Origin of the sequence: Frankia sp. AiPa1 (assembly GCF_023243075.1) — a bacterium.
Classification (GTDB): Bacteria; Actinomycetota; Actinomycetes; order Frankiales; family Frankiaceae; genus Frankia.
Genome location: NZ_JALKFZ020000105.1, coordinates 1 through 14,948 on the forward strand (window position 1 = coordinate 1; position 14,948 = coordinate 14,948).

Consider the following 14,948-nt stretch of genomic DNA (forward strand, 5'->3'; position numbering starts at 1 on the left):
ACGTTCCACCTGATCGGCGGGCGTCAACCCGCCACCCGTCGCATACCTCATACAACCGGTCTACCCAACCTAAACCCGCTGGTAGACAGGCACAGAAAACAGCTCTGATCTCGAAGATTAAAGCTCAGTAGCGTGAAAATTATTCTCTCCCCGCCGTCCTCCGGGACCGGCGGGGCTTTTTTCTGGTCCCGCTGGTGCTGTTCGGTTCAGGATTCACCGGGGCGGGCGGTGTTGTGGGTTCCGCGCCGGACCTGCGGCATGCCAGAGACGGGGGACCTGGGTGAACGCGACTCCTGCCGGTGGTCAGGTCCGCGGAATGAGCATCGTGCGCGTGGGCTGACGAGCGGCGCGCACGCGCGGATCCGGTCCCTACGCGCGGACCGGTCCCCTCGCTCGCCACCGCGTCAGGGTTGGGCCTCCCGGCTCCAGGCTGCGAGGCCGGCGAGGAAGCCCGCCCGTTCGTCGTCGGAAAGTGTGGCCAGGGCGCGCAGCAGCGGCGCTGAGCGGATGGCGAGGAAGGATTCGACCGCGGCCCGATACTCCTCCCGCAGCGAGACCAGCGTGCGGCGCCGGTTGGCCGGGTCCTCCGCACGCTCAACCAGGCCTGCCTCGCCCAGCCTCCCGACAAGCTCACTCGCGGTGGACAGCGACACGCCCAGCCGGGCAGCCAGCTCGGTGACGCTGAACCGCTGGCCATCGACCAGCTGGGGCAGGACCGCGCCGTGCCGAGCGGTCAGCCGATGCGTGTCGAAGGTGTGCCGCAGCTGCGGCGGCATCTCCGCGCGGGCGCGCTGGAAGTAGGCCGCCAGCAGCGGCACATGCAGGAGCACGTCTCGCTCCTGCGCATTCCATGGCCGCGGCTGATCTGCCGCCGACACCTGCGTGCCGTCCTGGGTTCCTCGGTCGGGTCGCATGCTACGATCGTAGAAGGTTTGGATATACGAACAGTTTGGTGATCCGGCATAACGACAGGACGATGCTCCCAGGCGGGAGCCGTCCGCGTGGGGACGTGAACACATGGCTTCGGCGAGCTACGGCGACGTGATGGCAGACGCTCTCGACCGCCTCGACGATCTCGGCTACGAGCGTGCCGGCAAGGCCGATCTGGCCAACCACGGGCCGATGGGGGCCGAGGTGCTGGCTGTCCTCGGCCACGGGGACGCGGTCCCGGGCTGGGTACGGGCCTACCGCGACCTCATGCCTCACCACGAGCGGCCAGCGCGCCACGATGACCTGGATCCGGCGGACGAGTCCTCCTGGCGGCCCGCGCTCGGCGCCTTCGAGCGGGCCGGAGACTGGGAGTACGTGTTCGAACGGGAGCTGGCGCAGGAGCCTTGGCGGGACGTGCTGGTCCGCTGGTGGCCACGACTGCTGCCCGGCCTGCTGTCCAGGCTGACCCACGGGCTCATCCGCACCGCGCACGCCGTGCGGGGCGTTGCCGCCGCCGAGGGCACGCCAGGCCCGCAGCAGTTGACCGAGCTGGCCCGTGGGCTCGCCTACTGGGCTGCCCGCTTCACCCCTCTACCCGGAAGCCCCCGGCTCGACGGACGCCTCGCCGTGGCCGCCGCCGTGGCCACGGTGCCCCGGGCGCCGATCGACCCGGGCCTGTCGCCGGGCGAGCTCCTACAGGGGCGCCTGCGCCGGCTCGACGAACAGCCCGGCTACCACGACGCCCTCACCGCGCTGCGCGCCGAGCAGGCCCAAGCGCTGCTCAGCGACCTGACCGCCCAGTTCGCGGGCCTGTGCCTCGTCCACACCGGCCCGTCGCCGGTGCCCCTGATCCACGCCGTCACCGCCCCGGCGGCCCTGCGGCTCGTCCTGCCATACCTGCCGACGGAGCTGCACGAGCCCTCCGTCGCGACCATGTGGCAGACCAATGCCGCTCTGCTGATGGTGTTCACCGGTGACGACCGCGGGGAAAGCGAGGCTCACGCGCGGGCGTCCGCGCTCGACGTTCCCGGGCACGAGGAGCTGATCCACCAGGCCGTCGAGCACGGCGACGAGCACGTGCTGAAGTTCACCGAGGCCTGCCTGCGCGAACATGCGCTGCGCCCCGATCCGCGCTACCTGGCGGCCGTGACGGTCGTCCGCGACCGGATGGCCCGGTACCCGGCGCGTGCCACGATCTGACGAGGTACGTGTCCTGACCGATGGCGCGACGGCCGCCACGACGCGGTCGGTTACGTTGGCGACGTGGGACTTCATCTGAGTCAGATCGCCGAGGCGGACGAGCTGCTGACGAACGACCCGTTGGCGCTGCTGATCGGGATGGTGCTGGACCAGCCGGTATCGGAAGGGTGGAGTCGGACGGGGCAATCTGCATGCACCTGACCGCGCAGCGTCAGAATCTGATCTGCGGCTCCGCTGGTGCCGAAGGGAAGGACCACAGAGCGGGCGACCGTGTCAGCGTTTGACATGCAGGAGCCTGCGTCGGTCGTCGGTCAAATGCCCGCGGGAACGGCCCGTGTACGTGGACAAAGCCCTCCGATTCGTGGCTACCGCTTGGCTGTGTGGTCGTCCCATCGGGCGGCGGCCGCGCGCAGTTCGTCGCGGTTCCAGTCGATGGTTCCGTCACGTATGCCGGCGAGGGTGCCGTCGATCCAAGCCAGCTCCGCCTGGGTGAGGGCGCGGAGGTATTCGGTCTCTAACATCGTGACGCGGGGAAGCTGGAATCCCGCCAGCTCTGTTGCGATAGCGACCTCGCGTTCAGCCAGTTGCTGGACGAGTCTCTCCCGGCGGGCGGTGAGCAATTTTTCGGTTTCCTGCGGGGTTAGTATCGGCAGGAACGACAATGCGGCGGGGAACTCGGGGAATTCGTTCCGGGGGGCCGAGAGTATCTCGGCCATCCACTGCCGGGTCGCCGCGCGACCGGCGTCGGTCAGCTCGTAGCTGGTGCGCTCGGGGTAGTGCTGGTCCCGGCTGCTGCCGTGCGCGGTGATCAGTCCTGCGTCACCCAACCTGCTGATCATTCGGTAGAGGCTGGAGCGGTCGCCAACGTTGATGACCTGGTCCTTGCCCCAGTCCTTGACCAATCGTTGGATGCCGTACGGATGCAGCGGTCCGTCTTCCAGTAGTCCGAGGACAGCCAGCGCGAGCGGCGAGCGGCGGAACCCCGTAGTCATGGTCTCAAGTTACACTAGTTGACAAGTGACTAGTTGCATTGCAACTATGACGACCATGACGTCCGCAGCGCGCAGCCCAACCAACGAAGTGGCCTGGGTCCGCACCGTCCCGATGTCGGGTCGAGCAGTCGGGCCACTGACCGCCAGGTGCGAATCAGGGGCGGGGTCAACCGTCGGGAGATTCGCATCCACCGTGGTGACACGGAGATCCGGCCCGCCGTGTCCTCCCGCTCCCGCCTCGACGACCTCGAGCGTGCCCACCGCGTCGGCGACCTGCCTTCCGTCGATGTTGCGACGCCTGGACCGCCCGACGGCACCCGCCGCTTACAGCAGGGACGAGCAGACATGGCACATGTGAAGACGGCGCTGGTCATCGGCGGTGGCATCGCCGGACCGGTGACCGCGCTGGCACTCCGCAAGGCGGGCATCGACGCGAGCGTGTATGAGGCGCATGACGTGGCCGCCGAGGGTGTGGGAGCGATGCTGAGCGTTGCTCCCAACGGGTTGGACGCTTTGCGGATCATCGGGGCGGACAAGGCGGTCGAGGCAGCTGGCCAGGCAGTGCCCGGCGTGGTCATGGCAGACGGCAGCGGAAACCAGCTCAGTGAGTTCCGGGGCTTTCCCGGCCTGTCCGCGACCGTGACGCTGGATCGCGCGGACCTGCTCGGGACACTGACCGGTTACGCCCTCGCCGCAGGCGTACGGATCCAGTACGGCAAGCGACTTGTTGCCGCTGACCAGACCTCCGAGCGCGTCACCGCCACCTTCTCCGACGGTACGACCGCCACCGCCGACGTCCTGATAGGCGCCGACGGCATCCGATCCATGGTGCGCACGCTCGTCGCCCCCGACGCACCCGGCCCAGAGTACGGCGGTGTTCTCAGCTTCGGTGGATATTCGCGAAGCGACGTGCCAGCCGAGCCCGGCACCATGTATTTCGCGTTTGGCCGTACGTTCGTCGGCTACTGGCGACTGCCCGACAACAGAATCTGCTGGTTCGCCAGCCTGCCCCGCACCGAACCACTCAGTTCCGTCGAGGTCGCCCGTATCCCGGCAACCGCCTGGTTGACCCAGCTCCGCGAGCTCTACGCCGGCCACGTCCCAGGTGAAACGTTGCTCGCCCAGACAGACCCCGGCGACCTGATGGCTACCGGTCCCATGGAACGGATGCCGTCGCTGCCGCGTTGGCAACGGGGCCGCATGGTGCTGGTCGGCGACGCGGCCCACGCCCCCTCGTCCAGTTCCGGCCAGGGCGCGTCCCTGGCCATTGAAAGCGCGGTCGAGCTCGCCCGCTGCCTACGCGACCTTCCCAACTCCACCGCCGCGTTCACGGCCTACGAACGCCTGCGTCGGCCGCGGGTGGAAACGATCGGTGGCAATGCCGCCGCCACGAACAAGGCGAAGGCGGGTCAGGCCGGCGACCGACCGGCGATGCCTACTCCGGAACAGATGTTCGCACCAGTGCACCGCCACCACATTGAATGGGACGAGACGGTGCTCGCCGAGCACGACCTACCGAACACGTGACTGGCGTCCGCCATTGTCGCGGGATCCTCGGGTCCGTCGGAGGTCCGTTCGGAGGTGGCGGCAACTCCGGAACGAACGCGTTGTCCACCGACGCCTGAACAATCCGGCGGCGGGTGGGTGCCGCCAGGAGGCCGGCGGCATCAGCGGCTTCGGGGTCGGGACAGCGCCGACTGCAGGACGACGAGCGCACCCAGAACCAGCACCGTCACGCCGGTGACCCGTAGTCCGAGGCCGACGCGCCTGACACGAACGCCTCGAGGACGTCGTGAGCGCGATGGGACGGGGCAGCAGCGAGGGCCTGGGACACGGTGCGCCGACCATGACCGGCGCGGATGTCCGGAGGGAGCGCCGAGACGAACCGCGCGGTGAGTACCGTGGCCACGACGGCGACGCCGAGCGCGCTACCGAACTCTCGGGCGGTGGCCTGCAACCCGGTTCGGACTCCGGCCTGGGCCGGTGGCAGGGAGTTCGCGATGACTCCCGGAAGTGTCGGCAGCGCCAGCGTACTGGGCGCGCACGTTTCCTGACGACGGCTGGCAGGTCACGACACTCTCCCAGGACGGCAGACCGGTCACCGCCGCCAAGGGACTCGTCGTCCATCCCGAGCACTCGTACGAGACGGTCCCGCCGCTTCAGGTGCTGATTTACCCCGGCGGGCGCGGCACCCGCGACCATCTGCGCGACGAGGCGCAGCTTGACTGGGTGCGCCGACAACGCGAGGTGGTGCCGCTTATGGCCAGCGTCTGCACCGGCTCGCTGGTGTATGCCCGCGCCGGGCTGCTGACCGGGCGACCAGCGACAACCCACTGGGCATCGCTTGACCTGCTGCGCGACCTCGACCCGATGTTGGAGATCCGCCGTGACGACCGTTTTGTGGATGACGGCGACATAATCGCCTCAGCCGGTGTCAGTGCGGGCATCGATATGGCTCTGCGCCTCGTCGCGCGCCTCCACCGCACCGAACGGGCGAGACAGGTGCGCCGCGGCATTCAGTACTACCCTCAGCCCCCGGTCTGATCGGGCACTGACGGTCATTGACAGGCGGAGCGACGGCCCCTCGGCTTGGTCGGCTACGGTTGTGTCGTGGGACTGCATCTGAGCCAGATCGCCGAGGCGGACGAGCTGCTGACCAACGACCCGTTGGCGCTGCTCATAGGCATGATGCTAAACCAGCAGGTATCGGGAAGAAAGAGGGCGGCTTCAAACGGTCGTAGCGATGCCCCGATAGGATGATCGTGACGGGGGCTGAGAGCTGGATGGTGGATGGGTCTGCGGGAGCGGTTGACGGTGGAGGATCGCGAGGTAATCTCGCGGGAGCTGAGTCAGGGGCGTTCGGCTCGATATATCGCGACCGTGCTTGGTCGTCATCATTCGGGGATCTCCCGGGAGATTGAGCGTAACGGTGGTGCGGCGGCGTATAGGGCGGTGGACGCGCAGGCACGGTGTGACCTGATGTGCACACGCCCGAAGGAACGGAAACTCGTCGCGTCGAGGGAACTGCACAACGCAGTGAACGCCGGCCTGGTTGAGAAGTGGTCACCGAAGCAGATCAGCGAGAGACTGCGCACGGACTTTCCCGACGATGAGAGCATGCGTGTGTCGCACGAGACGATCTACGAATGTCTGTACTTGCAGGCCCGCGGTGAACTGCGGACCGGGCTGAAGATCGCGCTACGCAAGGGTCGGACCCGGCGGGTCAACCGGTCGCGTGGCACCCTGACCAGGGGCGGGATCGTCGACATGGTCAACATCAGTGAGCGGCCGAAGGAAGCCGACGACCGCGCCGTCCCCGGATTCTGGGAGGGTGACCTGATCATCGGCAAGGGGAACCGGTCACAGATCGCGACGCTGGTCGAGCGCACGACCCGGTTCGTGATGCTTGTGCGTATCCCCTACGACCGCAACGCAGACAAGGTCGCCTACCTGCTGGCGAAGAAGATGGAGACCCTGCCCGAGTTCATGCGGGGCTCCGTCACGTGGGACCAGGGCAAGGAGATGGCCCGGCACGCCGACTTCACCGTCCGCACAGGCATGCCGGTCTATTTCTGCGACCCACATTCACCGTGGCAGCGCGGCTCGAACGAGAACACCAACGGTCTGCTACGCCAGTACTTTCCGAAGGGTACCGACCTGTCCTTGCACACCCAGAATGAACTTGATACCGTGGCCACGCAGCTGAATGGGCGGCCACGACAGACGCTCAAATGGGCGAAGCCAGCCGAGGCCTTCGCCGAATTTCTGGAAAGTCATGCGTCGCCATGACCACTTGATTCCGCCGCGCGACGATTTCCTGTTTGGATCGACGCTCGGAGTACCACAGAACTATCCGTGCCCGTGTTGCCACGTTCGCAGGAACATCACGATCATTGATCATGACCCGGAGTTCCGCGAGATCTTCCGCCGAAATTTCCACACCGCTATTCTAGCCGGGTATCAATCATCAAGGAAACAGAATCACGTAACACTAGGCCCGTCTTTACAAAGGTCAATTAAATCGACGGCATGGAGCTCGGGGGTGGAACTACGCTATCAAGGCGGCGTTCTAGGTCAAATGGGTTGCCGAAGAATTCGACACTGCTTACACCTTTCAGTTCCTCAATAATGGGGGTCGGCCAATCGTCACGATTTCCGTCGAGCGCCGCAATCCTGTTCTCTTTTGGCACTTTCGAGAGATCAAATATGTAGTAGCAATGCTCGGCTGCCTGGTCTCGGTCCCCTATGCCAACCGCTTGAATATAAGCCGACTGGCCATCATTTGATACCTTTAGAGTGACTGATCTATTGCGTCCCGACTTTTGAGGGACCGGGGCTTTTTGTTGCACCTCACGGTTGCCTCGTACCCAGTCCTGTACCCGTTGAGTGAGTCTTTCGGGGAACCTGGCTAGAGGCTGACGGGCCGCCAACCAGCGAAGCTGATCAACGCGAATGGATGCTTGTGCGACGTCTAGGACAAGGCGCCCAAGATTGCTTGCGTCGCCAAAGGTGGCAAGCTCGCCCTCGATAGCGTTGAAACTATTTAGGTCAGCAGCTCGCAACGCCTCGGCAAATGCCTCTGCCGGTCGACCCTTGGACACGTTCACGCCGGCCATGGACAGTAGGGTCGCCGCTGTCGCCCGATCTGTCACTCTATACCCATTGCCCATCGGCTCGACGAGGATACGCACGGCATCGCCATCGCCGTATGTTAGAGGAAGGTCGACGAGCAAGCCATCTCCATACGGTCGAACCGCGGTGTAGTCATTTATCGTGCGCAGAATTGCCCCGACTGCCTCTTTGCCATCCATAGTCCACACCTCCGCTACGGTTCTATCCAGACGAAGTCTGGCCCGATTTCAATGAAACACTCGCGAGCAAACGATTTAAAAATTGCACGGTAGGTCCCCGGTGCAACCCTGGGGGCCAGAGGCACCTCGGGAATGTCATCGGGTTCGTATGCGTCCTCGTCGCCCAGGCTTGGTTCGGCGCGATGTTTGTGAGTGCCATCAAATGGGCGATGTGGAATATTGAGGCAAAGACGCCGGGCTGAGAATCGTTCTCTGCCGGGGCCGACGAGATACTGGAGTCTTGGCTCGCTCGGTGATAGTTTGTTCACGGTTAGGCGAAGCTGGAAGGGTGCCAAGATTGGTAACACCGTCCGCACCTCGATGGTTTCCTCTCTAGCTGCCCCGCCCCCTTTCGAGGTCCAATTAATTCTGCCAACCGTCACCGCCTCTGCGGCGGGTGACAGTAGCGTGTTGAGATTCATTGCTGTCAATAGTGGCGAGCTCTGCCTACTCACCGACATCTCCCCCGTGTCTTCTTGTCGGAAGCGGGCTGGGACCGAATCGATGTACCGCGCTGGGCGCGTTGCAGCTTCTAAGGTCAATCCGGCACGAAGGTCATCAAGTCTATACAGCAACTGCAGATCGCACGCGACAGATCGAGATCCGCAACAATTTTGATCATAATTTTGCATGTTGCTTCCCTCCAACGCCTCTACGAGCTGACCGCACCCCATCTCCCCAGCCCCGGCCGTCGGGCTCACGGTAGCGGCAAGGGTCTTGATCCATCTCATCCTCTCCCGCCTCAACTCTTGGCGAACCCCTCCATCTTCCGGTGCAGCGCCCCAAGGGTAGGACGTCAGGGTAGGAAGGGCCTCCGACGGAAGTACCCTTGGCGGAACCGGTAGCGTCACCGACGCTGCCGATGACCGATATACGAAGATCGCGTATCTCCCTTGAGCTTGCTTTTTGGGTAGCGGTGCGGGCCCGGCTTCTCACTGTGAGAAGTCTCGATCTAGCCGCACCGGTCGTACCCGTACCGTCTGGGGGCGGCCCGCAGGTTCCCGGCGGGCGTTGTTGGTCGCCGCGCTGTGGGCTGCGCTCGCTGGGCTGTGACGTCAGCGGCCGAAGGCAGACCAGACGACACCGGCTATGGCTTGCGGGCCATGCCGATGACATGCGCGCTCGTTCCGAGCATCGATGGTTCGGTTTCGGTCAGGCGGACGGCCCTGAGTAGATCGGCGGGGTTGTCCATCCGCTGCTCCAGGTCTCCCAACAGCCAGGCGAAACCCTCGACCGCGACAAGGCGGATCTCCCGATAACCGGCGTCCTCGAGTTCCGCGCGCAGCTCCTCGGGGCGGTGAAAGTAGGCCCAGAAGCCGCCCTCGGCCAGCTGAGCCGGGTCCTGACTGAGGCCGACACGCAGGTTGCAGTCAAAGTTGTCCCAGATCTCGCTGCTTCCCAGCAGGCCCTTCATCGTCGCGTCGAGGACCCAGGCATGCCGGGCGATTACCTCCACCAGAAGGGCCCCACCCGGCCGAAGGGCCCGGGCCGCCTCGCGCAGCGCCGCGGCCCGGTCATCCCGTTGGACAAGGTGATAGAGCGAGCCCATCAGGAGCACGACATCGGCTGTCTGATCGGCAACCGGAAGACGACCGGCCTCACCCAACTCGGCCCGGAACGGCGCGTGCGGCTGCGACCCGGAGCGGGCCCGCGCCCTCTCGACATGACGGGCGACCGGGTCAACGAGGAGAACGTCATAGCCGCGCCCGGCAAGGTGCGCGGCATGCGTCCCGGGACCGCCACCGACATCCACGACACAGCCGTGCCCGGGCAGGAACCGCGCGAAGATGTCCCAGGTCCGCAGCCGGACCAGGTCACCCAGGCCCGGCCGCCACAGACGGTCGTCCTCGTCAACCAGCTCATACCGGTCCATCACCCGGCTATCGATCTCCACCCGGCCCAGTATGGAAACCCCGCCCACGCCTGGCGATCTGTTTTCCGGCCCCCGCCTCGACCCCCGCCATCCGGTGCGCGTCGGGTCCGTGACGGTGGTGGCGGCCTGAGCGAGGGCCTTACCGGCGGATCCGGGTGATGGCGAGCTGTTCGCGTTTGAAGCGGGTGGCACCTGGATCGCCGGGGTAGGTTACGTCGGTTCGTAACCCGCTCAGGAGCTTGCCGAGACCGAGTACATCGGCGTCGACATAGAAGCGGACGATCGCGGTTTTCAGCGCGTCACGCTGCCCGGGCGGAGTACTCGTCGGCGAGCGCCCACTTGACGTCTTGCAGAGTGAGGTCGAAGTCCTCGGCGATCTCCTCGGGATCCTCCCCGGCGTCAACGTGTTCCCACAGCACGACCGTGCTGATTCCGCGGATGGACGGGCTGCCACCCCGCTTTGCGGTACCCGCAGCAACTCGGCTGCCGATTTCAGCGAGTACATCTCTCGGTCCAACGCGGACACCGACACGACTTCTCCCACTATGATGCTTTTGGGGCCGGAGGCGGCCAGAGGATCACCGGTCGCGGACCAGTGGTCCCGTCCCGGCATCCACATAGAGCCAGCGGCCGTCGATCCGGGTGAACGTGCTGCGCTCGTGCTGCACGTGACGTCCGCCGTCCGCCGTGCGCGCGATCGCGCGGAATTCCACGACACCGGTGTCGTCGCCCGGGCCGCCGTTCGCGGTGTCGACGATCTGTAGGGCGCGCCAGGTCGTACCGGCGTCCAGGTCCAGGCGATGGGGGCGCGTCGAGGGATGCCAGGTGCGCAGCAGGTACGGGGCGAGGCCGCGGGCGAAGGCGCTGTAGCGGGATCGCATGAGCGCCTGCGCGGTCGGCGCCGGGCTCCCGAGGTGGAAAGGCTCGCAGCACTGCGCGTACTCCCGACGGGAGCCGCATGGGCACTGGTCGACGACGCTCATGCGGCGCGGCATCACAACAGAGTAGGCCAACTCCGCCTGCCGGCTTACAACATCATGCGGGCGTCGCGGCCGGTGTCGCACGGGCCGGGCTGTGAGCACGGCCGGCACATCGTGCGGATGTTCCGCGGCGTCGGCGCTTGGGCGCCTTCTTGTCGCCTCGATGCCGTGCGTGACCTCATGCCCGTTCTCATGTGACATGCTCAGCTTGGGGGCGGACGGCCCGGGTCTCGTCCGGTATGAGGGAGCAGCGTGGCACGGGGGCGGCGCCGGCCGGCGGACATGCTCGGCGAGCAGGAACGGGTGGCTGCGGCCCTGCCCGGCTACACACTCGGCCCCCCGATGGGCGTAGGCGCCTACGGCATGGTGATCACGGCCCGGCACCGCAAGCTCAAGCGAGAAGTCGCGATCAAGATGCTCTCCGGCGAGCCGAGTGCTGAGTCCAGATTCGCCGCGGAGGCTGAGATTCTCGCCGGCTTCGACCACCCCCACATCGTCCGGGTGCACGACTACGTGGAGACGGACGGCCTCGGCCTGATCGTGATGGAACTCCTGGCCGGCGGAACCCTGTTCCGGCGCCGGAAGGATCTGACTCAGCAGCAGGCCTGCGCCGTGGGCCTGGCGGTCGCATCAGCCCTGTCACATGCCCATGCCCGCGGGGTGCTGCACCGCGACATCAAGATGGACAACGTGATCTTTGATGCGGACGGCTGTCCGAAGGTCGCCGACTTCGGGATCGCGAGGGCCTATACCGGCACCGGCGTCACGGGGACCGGCCAGCTCGGCACCCCCATGTACATGGCTCCCGAGCAGATCACCGGCGGCCGGGTCGGCCCGGCGACCGACCTCTACGCGCTCGGGGTACTGCTCTACCAGCTGCTGTCCGGCCAGCCTCCGTTCGGAGGATCCTTGTCGGTTCCGCTCGTGTGGCAGCAGACCTTGGCCGTCACGCCACCACCTCCGCCTGGCGTTGCAGACCCGCTGGCCGCGGTGGTGCTGCGCGCACTGGCAAAGGCTCCGGAGGATCGGCAACCCGACGCTGACATCTTCGCTCGAGACCTGGCCGCCGCGGCCGTGGCCGCGTACGGTCCGGGCTGGCTCGCTGACACCGGCATACCGCTGCACCCAGCCGGGGAGGCTGACCCCACCTCCACCGACCGCCGGTTGACCGGGAACCCGGAGCATGTTGAGCGACGGTCTATCGACGTTCTGTCGTCCGATGTCCCGCGGCCTCCGGTCAATCATCTGGCAGCGCTCACGGCCGGCATCGTGATCACTGGAGTTGCCGGCACCCTGTGGGTGTTCGGGCCGAGATTCGCTGACCTGCCTGCCGGCGTCAGCGACATACCGGACTGGTTCCAGGCCGCGCCCGAGCGGGCGATGACTGTGGTGCTCGGAACGGTGGCATGGTTATGCCTGCTCTGGCTCTCTGCTGGTCTGCTGCTCGGGGAGTTGGCGGCGGCCATCCCCGGCCGGTGGGGGCGAGGGGTCAGTGCATGCGCGGAATGGCTGTTGCCCGGACGGCGGCAACCAGGTTTCCGTCGTGAGTGGTCCCGGCGCCGCGTCGGGACCGTCATCGGCACGCTTCTGCTGTGTCCGATCGTGATGCTCGGACTTCTGCCGGCGTTGAGGGATGGTGGCAAGGCCGGGTCAGGCCAGACGTCTTCGGGCGGCGCCGCGGGCGTTCGACAATCCCTGTCTGCTTCGCCGTCCGCGTCAGCACGGAGCCCCGATCCTCGATCGCAGACCGTGCCGGTGGCGGTGCTCAACAACTCCAGGGTCAAGGGTCTGGCGGAGGCCGCCGCGCGGCAGGTCATCGCCGCCGGCTTCACAGTGTCCCGGACCGGCAATTATCAGTCTGTCCACAACGCGCGAGTCTCGACGGTGTATTACACCGACGGTCTGGAGGCCGCTGCGCGGTCGCTCAAGGCCGCGGTCGCGGGGATCTGGGCTATCGCGCCCAAATCGGAGAACGGCATCGTGATCGATGACCCACTGATCCTCGTCGTCAGGTCCGACTTCCCCGTGGAGCCCCCTGACCCTCTCACCACGCCGATTCCGTAGCCCTAGTGCGCCGACCGTGATCGTTCCCGGGCCGCGGGAACCCGGCGGGCGGGCGCTGGGGGTCGCAGGGTTTCGGGCGCGGCGTCGGGATCGGTAACGGATGCGGATGCGGATGCCGGGAGGGTGGTCAGTGCACGCGTGCGTGGTCCATGATCCGTAACGGGTCGCCGCACTTACTCCAAGTGACAAACTTATGTCTGATTTGTCAGGTAATTGTGGGGTGGAAGGGCTTCCGTGGTCCGAGTTACCGGTTTCGTGTCCGGTTTGCCCTACCAGAACGACCCATCGGCGGCCCGCGATGCGATCAATGGGGTCGAGGGTGAGCACCTGCGGTGACGCCGGTCGTTTCACCACCGCCAACGTTCGTGGTCGGCGCACTAGCCACCCGATCGCGCCGGCGCGTCGAACCGTCCCGCACCGCGGCGTCAGCGTCCACTCCGCCGCAGGTGTACCCGACTGGGTCACTGGCTCGGCTTTCTACCGGGAGGGCTCTCGCCTGTGGGCTGCGGGCTCGCGGGCAGGGCCTGACACGGTGCCAGCGAGCGCTCGGAGAAGGCGTAGCAGACCCCGGCTGGAGGGCGACGTCCTGGACCAGCCTGACCAGAACCGGCCGAACGGTGGCAGTCGAGGTTTCTGAGCTGCATATTCGCCGGATCCGATGATCTGGTCCGGGAGTGGATTTGCTTGACGTCAGACATGTGAGCGGGTGTCGCGACGGGCTGGGCGTAATACGGAACGATCATAGGGTTGCCGGACTGTAGCGTCGGGGCGTCGAGTGTTGGGTAAAGGTTTGGTTTAGTGCGTCAACCGGATGGCGTCCGGCTCGCTCTTAAGAGGTGGAAGCATGTCGAGGGCAGCTGGGTCAGCTCGGTGTGGAAGTGGCACCTGGGCCAGCGCCCATGTGAACAGGAGGCGTCAATGGCGAAATGCCCCGAGGGCCCTTCCGCCAGCCGCTTGAAGCGGGCCGGCCTTTCCGATGACGCGAGGCGAGGAGACCGTCGTCGGCGTCGTTCCGCGGGGCGGCGGCTGCCGCGCACTCTGGCCAGGGTGACCGCGCTGGCGCTGAGCGGGTTGGTGGCCGTGGCGGTCGCCGGGCCGGCCTCCGCCGCCGTGCCGGGGGGCGGTGGCGTGGGCGGGCCGGCTCCCAGCGTTGACGGCGTGACGGTCGGTTGGCTGCCGAGCGGGACGCACCTCACCAATGTCCTGCAGACCAGCCGGATTGGCCAGCCGGTGATCATCGGTACGTTCGAAGGCGCCGGTTCCTACGTGTCGCTCACGGTCCAGCGCAGCGCGCCCGACGCGACGCTCGCCGACGTCGCCAAGGCCTACACCCAGTACTACCCGGCGGAGCAGGTGGGCCGGATCGCGGTGCGGCGCACCGAGGCCGTCACGCTCTCGACCAGCACCGGCATCACCGAGCTGACCTGGGTAGAGGGCAGGCCGTCCGTCGTACTGACCGTCGGCGGTTCCGTCGTCACCGACCAGAGCGGCGCCCGAGGTCCACTGCCCGAGGCTGATCTGCTCCGCATCGCGAACTCGCTGCGTGTCGGCCCGGCGCCCAAGCAGACGGCGTGGCAGAAGGCCTCGGAGCCACGGATCCGCTCGGCGTTCGGGCTCGCCCTCACCAGCTCCTCGGCGCCGCCGCAGGTGGCGCTGGCCGCGGTGGAGAACGGCCCGAGTCTGGTCGGGGTGTTGCAGAAGTTCCGCGCCACCTACCCGGGCCTGACCGCGAAGATCACTGTGAACTCGATCTACTTCTGGGACAACACCCGCGCGACGGTGGCGTACACCATCGCGTACTCGTACAAGGGGGCATCGGGTTCCATCGGCCTGTCCGGCAAGGCGGTCTTCACCCAGGGGCGGTGGAAGGTTTCGGAGCAGTCCTACCGTGCGGCGCTGAATCTGGCCGCCCAGCTCGGTTAACGGTTCCGCGTAGTCAGCCGACAACCGGCTTCGCGCGCCTGGCGGGGGGGGGGGGGGGGGGCTCTCGGGGGCCGGCCGCCCCCCCGTCGTTCTCGGGGGGGGGGGGTTTTTGGGGGGGCGCCGCGTCGCGCGCTTG

14 protein-coding genes and 1 pseudogene are annotated in these 14,948 nt (G+C 66.6%); 8 read left to right on the plus strand and 7 right to left on the minus strand.

Annotated elements, in window-relative coordinates:
- Positions 1–404 precede the first annotated feature (404 nt).
- Positions 405–830: a MarR family winged helix-turn-helix transcriptional regulator gene (locus MXD95_RS08550; protein WP_250640008.1), complete on the minus strand. Its 426-nt coding sequence runs from the start codon at positions 828–830 to the stop codon at positions 405–407.
- 187 nt (positions 831–1,017) lie between these two features.
- On the opposite strand from MXD95_RS08550, the gene MXD95_RS08555 reads away from it, so the two are divergent.
- Both MXD95_RS08555 and MXD95_RS08560 read left to right on the plus strand, forming a co-directional pair.
- On the plus strand, positions 1,018–2,130 hold the full coding sequence (locus tag MXD95_RS08555) for a questin oxidase family protein (protein ID WP_250640009.1): 1,113 nt from the start codon (positions 1,018–1,020) through the stop codon (positions 2,128–2,130).
- Between the two features lie 63 nt (positions 2,131–2,193).
- The gene (locus MXD95_RS08560; RefSeq protein WP_250640010.1) at positions 2,194–2,331 is read left to right on the plus strand and encodes a hypothetical protein; all 138 of its coding nucleotides are present in this window, start codon (positions 2,194–2,196) and stop codon (positions 2,329–2,331) included.
- 164 nt (positions 2,332–2,495) lie between these two features.
- Here the strand turns inward: MXD95_RS08560 and MXD95_RS08565 are convergent, their stop codons facing one another.
- Positions 2,496–3,122 carry a PadR family transcriptional regulator gene (locus MXD95_RS08565; RefSeq protein WP_250640011.1) on the minus strand — a complete coding sequence of 209 codons (627 nt, stop codon included), beginning with the start codon at positions 3,120–3,122 and terminating at the stop codon, positions 2,496–2,498.
- A gap of 345 nt (positions 3,123–3,467) precedes the next feature.
- On the opposite strand from MXD95_RS08565, the gene MXD95_RS08570 reads away from it, so the two are divergent.
- On the plus strand, positions 3,468–4,649 hold the full coding sequence (locus MXD95_RS08570) for an FAD-dependent monooxygenase (RefSeq protein WP_250640012.1): 1,182 nt from the start codon (positions 3,468–3,470) through the stop codon (positions 4,647–4,649).
- A 205-nt stretch (positions 4,650–4,854) separates the two neighbouring features.
- Here MXD95_RS08570 and MXD95_RS29575 read toward each other — a convergent pair whose 3' ends face one another.
- Entirely contained in the window at positions 4,855–5,079 is a 225-nt protein-coding gene (locus MXD95_RS29575; protein WP_250640013.1) for a hypothetical protein, read from the minus strand.
- 56 nt (positions 5,080–5,135) lie between these two features.
- Between MXD95_RS29575 and MXD95_RS08580 the strand changes: the two genes are divergently transcribed.
- The 3 genes and pseudogenes from MXD95_RS08580 to MXD95_RS08590 all read left to right on the plus strand — a co-directional run bounded on the left by MXD95_RS08580 (position 5,136) and on the right by MXD95_RS08590 (position 6,911).
- Positions 5,136–5,666, plus strand: coding sequence for a DJ-1/PfpI family protein (locus tag MXD95_RS08580; protein ID WP_250640014.1), 531 nt, complete (start codon positions 5,136–5,138; stop codon positions 5,664–5,666).
- 66 nt (positions 5,667–5,732) lie between these two features.
- Positions 5,733–5,828: pseudogene (locus MXD95_RS28885) on the plus strand (HhH-GPD-type base excision DNA repair protein); the annotation flags it as partial.
- 84 nt (positions 5,829–5,912) lie between these two features.
- The gene (locus MXD95_RS08590) at positions 5,913–6,911 is read left to right on the plus strand and encodes an IS30 family transposase (protein WP_250640015.1); all 999 of its coding nucleotides are present in this window, start codon (positions 5,913–5,915) and stop codon (positions 6,909–6,911) included.
- 227 nt (positions 6,912–7,138) lie between these two features.
- Here the strand turns inward: MXD95_RS08590 and MXD95_RS08595 are convergent, their stop codons facing one another.
- From MXD95_RS08595 to MXD95_RS08610, 4 genes are all read right to left on the minus strand, one after another.
- Positions 7,139–7,933 carry a DUF1828 domain-containing protein gene (locus tag MXD95_RS08595; protein ID WP_250640016.1) on the minus strand — a complete coding sequence of 265 codons (795 nt, stop codon included), beginning with the start codon at positions 7,931–7,933 and terminating at the stop codon, positions 7,139–7,141.
- A 1,126-nt stretch (positions 7,934–9,059) separates the two neighbouring features.
- Positions 9,060–9,866, minus strand: a complete 807-nt coding sequence (locus MXD95_RS08600) for a class I SAM-dependent methyltransferase (RefSeq protein WP_250640017.1) — start codon at positions 9,864–9,866, stop codon at positions 9,060–9,062.
- 278 nt (positions 9,867–10,144) lie between these two features.
- Positions 10,145–10,336, minus strand: a complete 192-nt coding sequence (locus MXD95_RS08605) for a DUF433 domain-containing protein (protein ID WP_308301467.1) — start codon at positions 10,334–10,336, stop codon at positions 10,145–10,147.
- Between the two features lie 87 nt (positions 10,337–10,423).
- Positions 10,424–10,828, minus strand: coding sequence for a YchJ family protein (locus tag MXD95_RS08610; protein WP_250640019.1), 405 nt, complete (start codon positions 10,826–10,828; stop codon positions 10,424–10,426).
- Between the two features lie 249 nt (positions 10,829–11,077).
- On the opposite strand from MXD95_RS08610, the gene MXD95_RS08615 reads away from it, so the two are divergent.
- Together MXD95_RS08615 and MXD95_RS08620 are read left to right on the plus strand one after the other, a co-directional pair.
- Positions 11,078–12,889: a protein kinase domain-containing protein gene (locus tag MXD95_RS08615; RefSeq protein WP_250640020.1), complete on the plus strand. Its 1,812-nt coding sequence runs from the start codon at positions 11,078–11,080 to the stop codon at positions 12,887–12,889.
- A 1,047-nt stretch (positions 12,890–13,936) separates the two neighbouring features.
- Positions 13,937–14,812: an MTB12 C-terminal domain-containing protein gene (locus tag MXD95_RS08620; protein ID WP_250640021.1), complete on the plus strand. Its 876-nt coding sequence runs from the start codon at positions 13,937–13,939 to the stop codon at positions 14,810–14,812.
- Positions 14,813–14,948: the final 136 nt, after the last annotated feature.

Excerpts from the sequence above, each read along its gene's own strand:
- MXD95_RS08555 (WP_250640009.1), top strand. The coding sequence starts at position 1,018 with ATGGCTTCGGCGAGCTACGGCGACGTGATGGCAGACGCTCTCGACCGC.
- MXD95_RS08565 (WP_250640011.1), bottom strand. The coding sequence starts at position 3,122 with ATGACTACGGGGTTCCGCCGCTCGCCGCTCGCGCTGGCTGTCCTCGGA.
- MXD95_RS08570 (WP_250640012.1), top strand. The coding sequence starts at position 3,468 with ATGGCACATGTGAAGACGGCGCTGGTCATCGGCGGTGGCATCGCCGGA.
- MXD95_RS08590 (WP_250640015.1), top strand. The coding sequence starts at position 5,913 with ATGGGTCTGCGGGAGCGGTTGACGGTGGAGGATCGCGAGGTAATCTCG.
- MXD95_RS08595 (WP_250640016.1), bottom strand. The coding sequence starts at position 7,933 with ATGGATGGCAAAGAGGCAGTCGGGGCAATTCTGCGCACGATAAATGAC.
- MXD95_RS08610 (WP_250640019.1), bottom strand. The coding sequence starts at position 10,828 with ATGAGCGTCGTCGACCAGTGCCCATGCGGCTCCCGTCGGGAGTACGCG.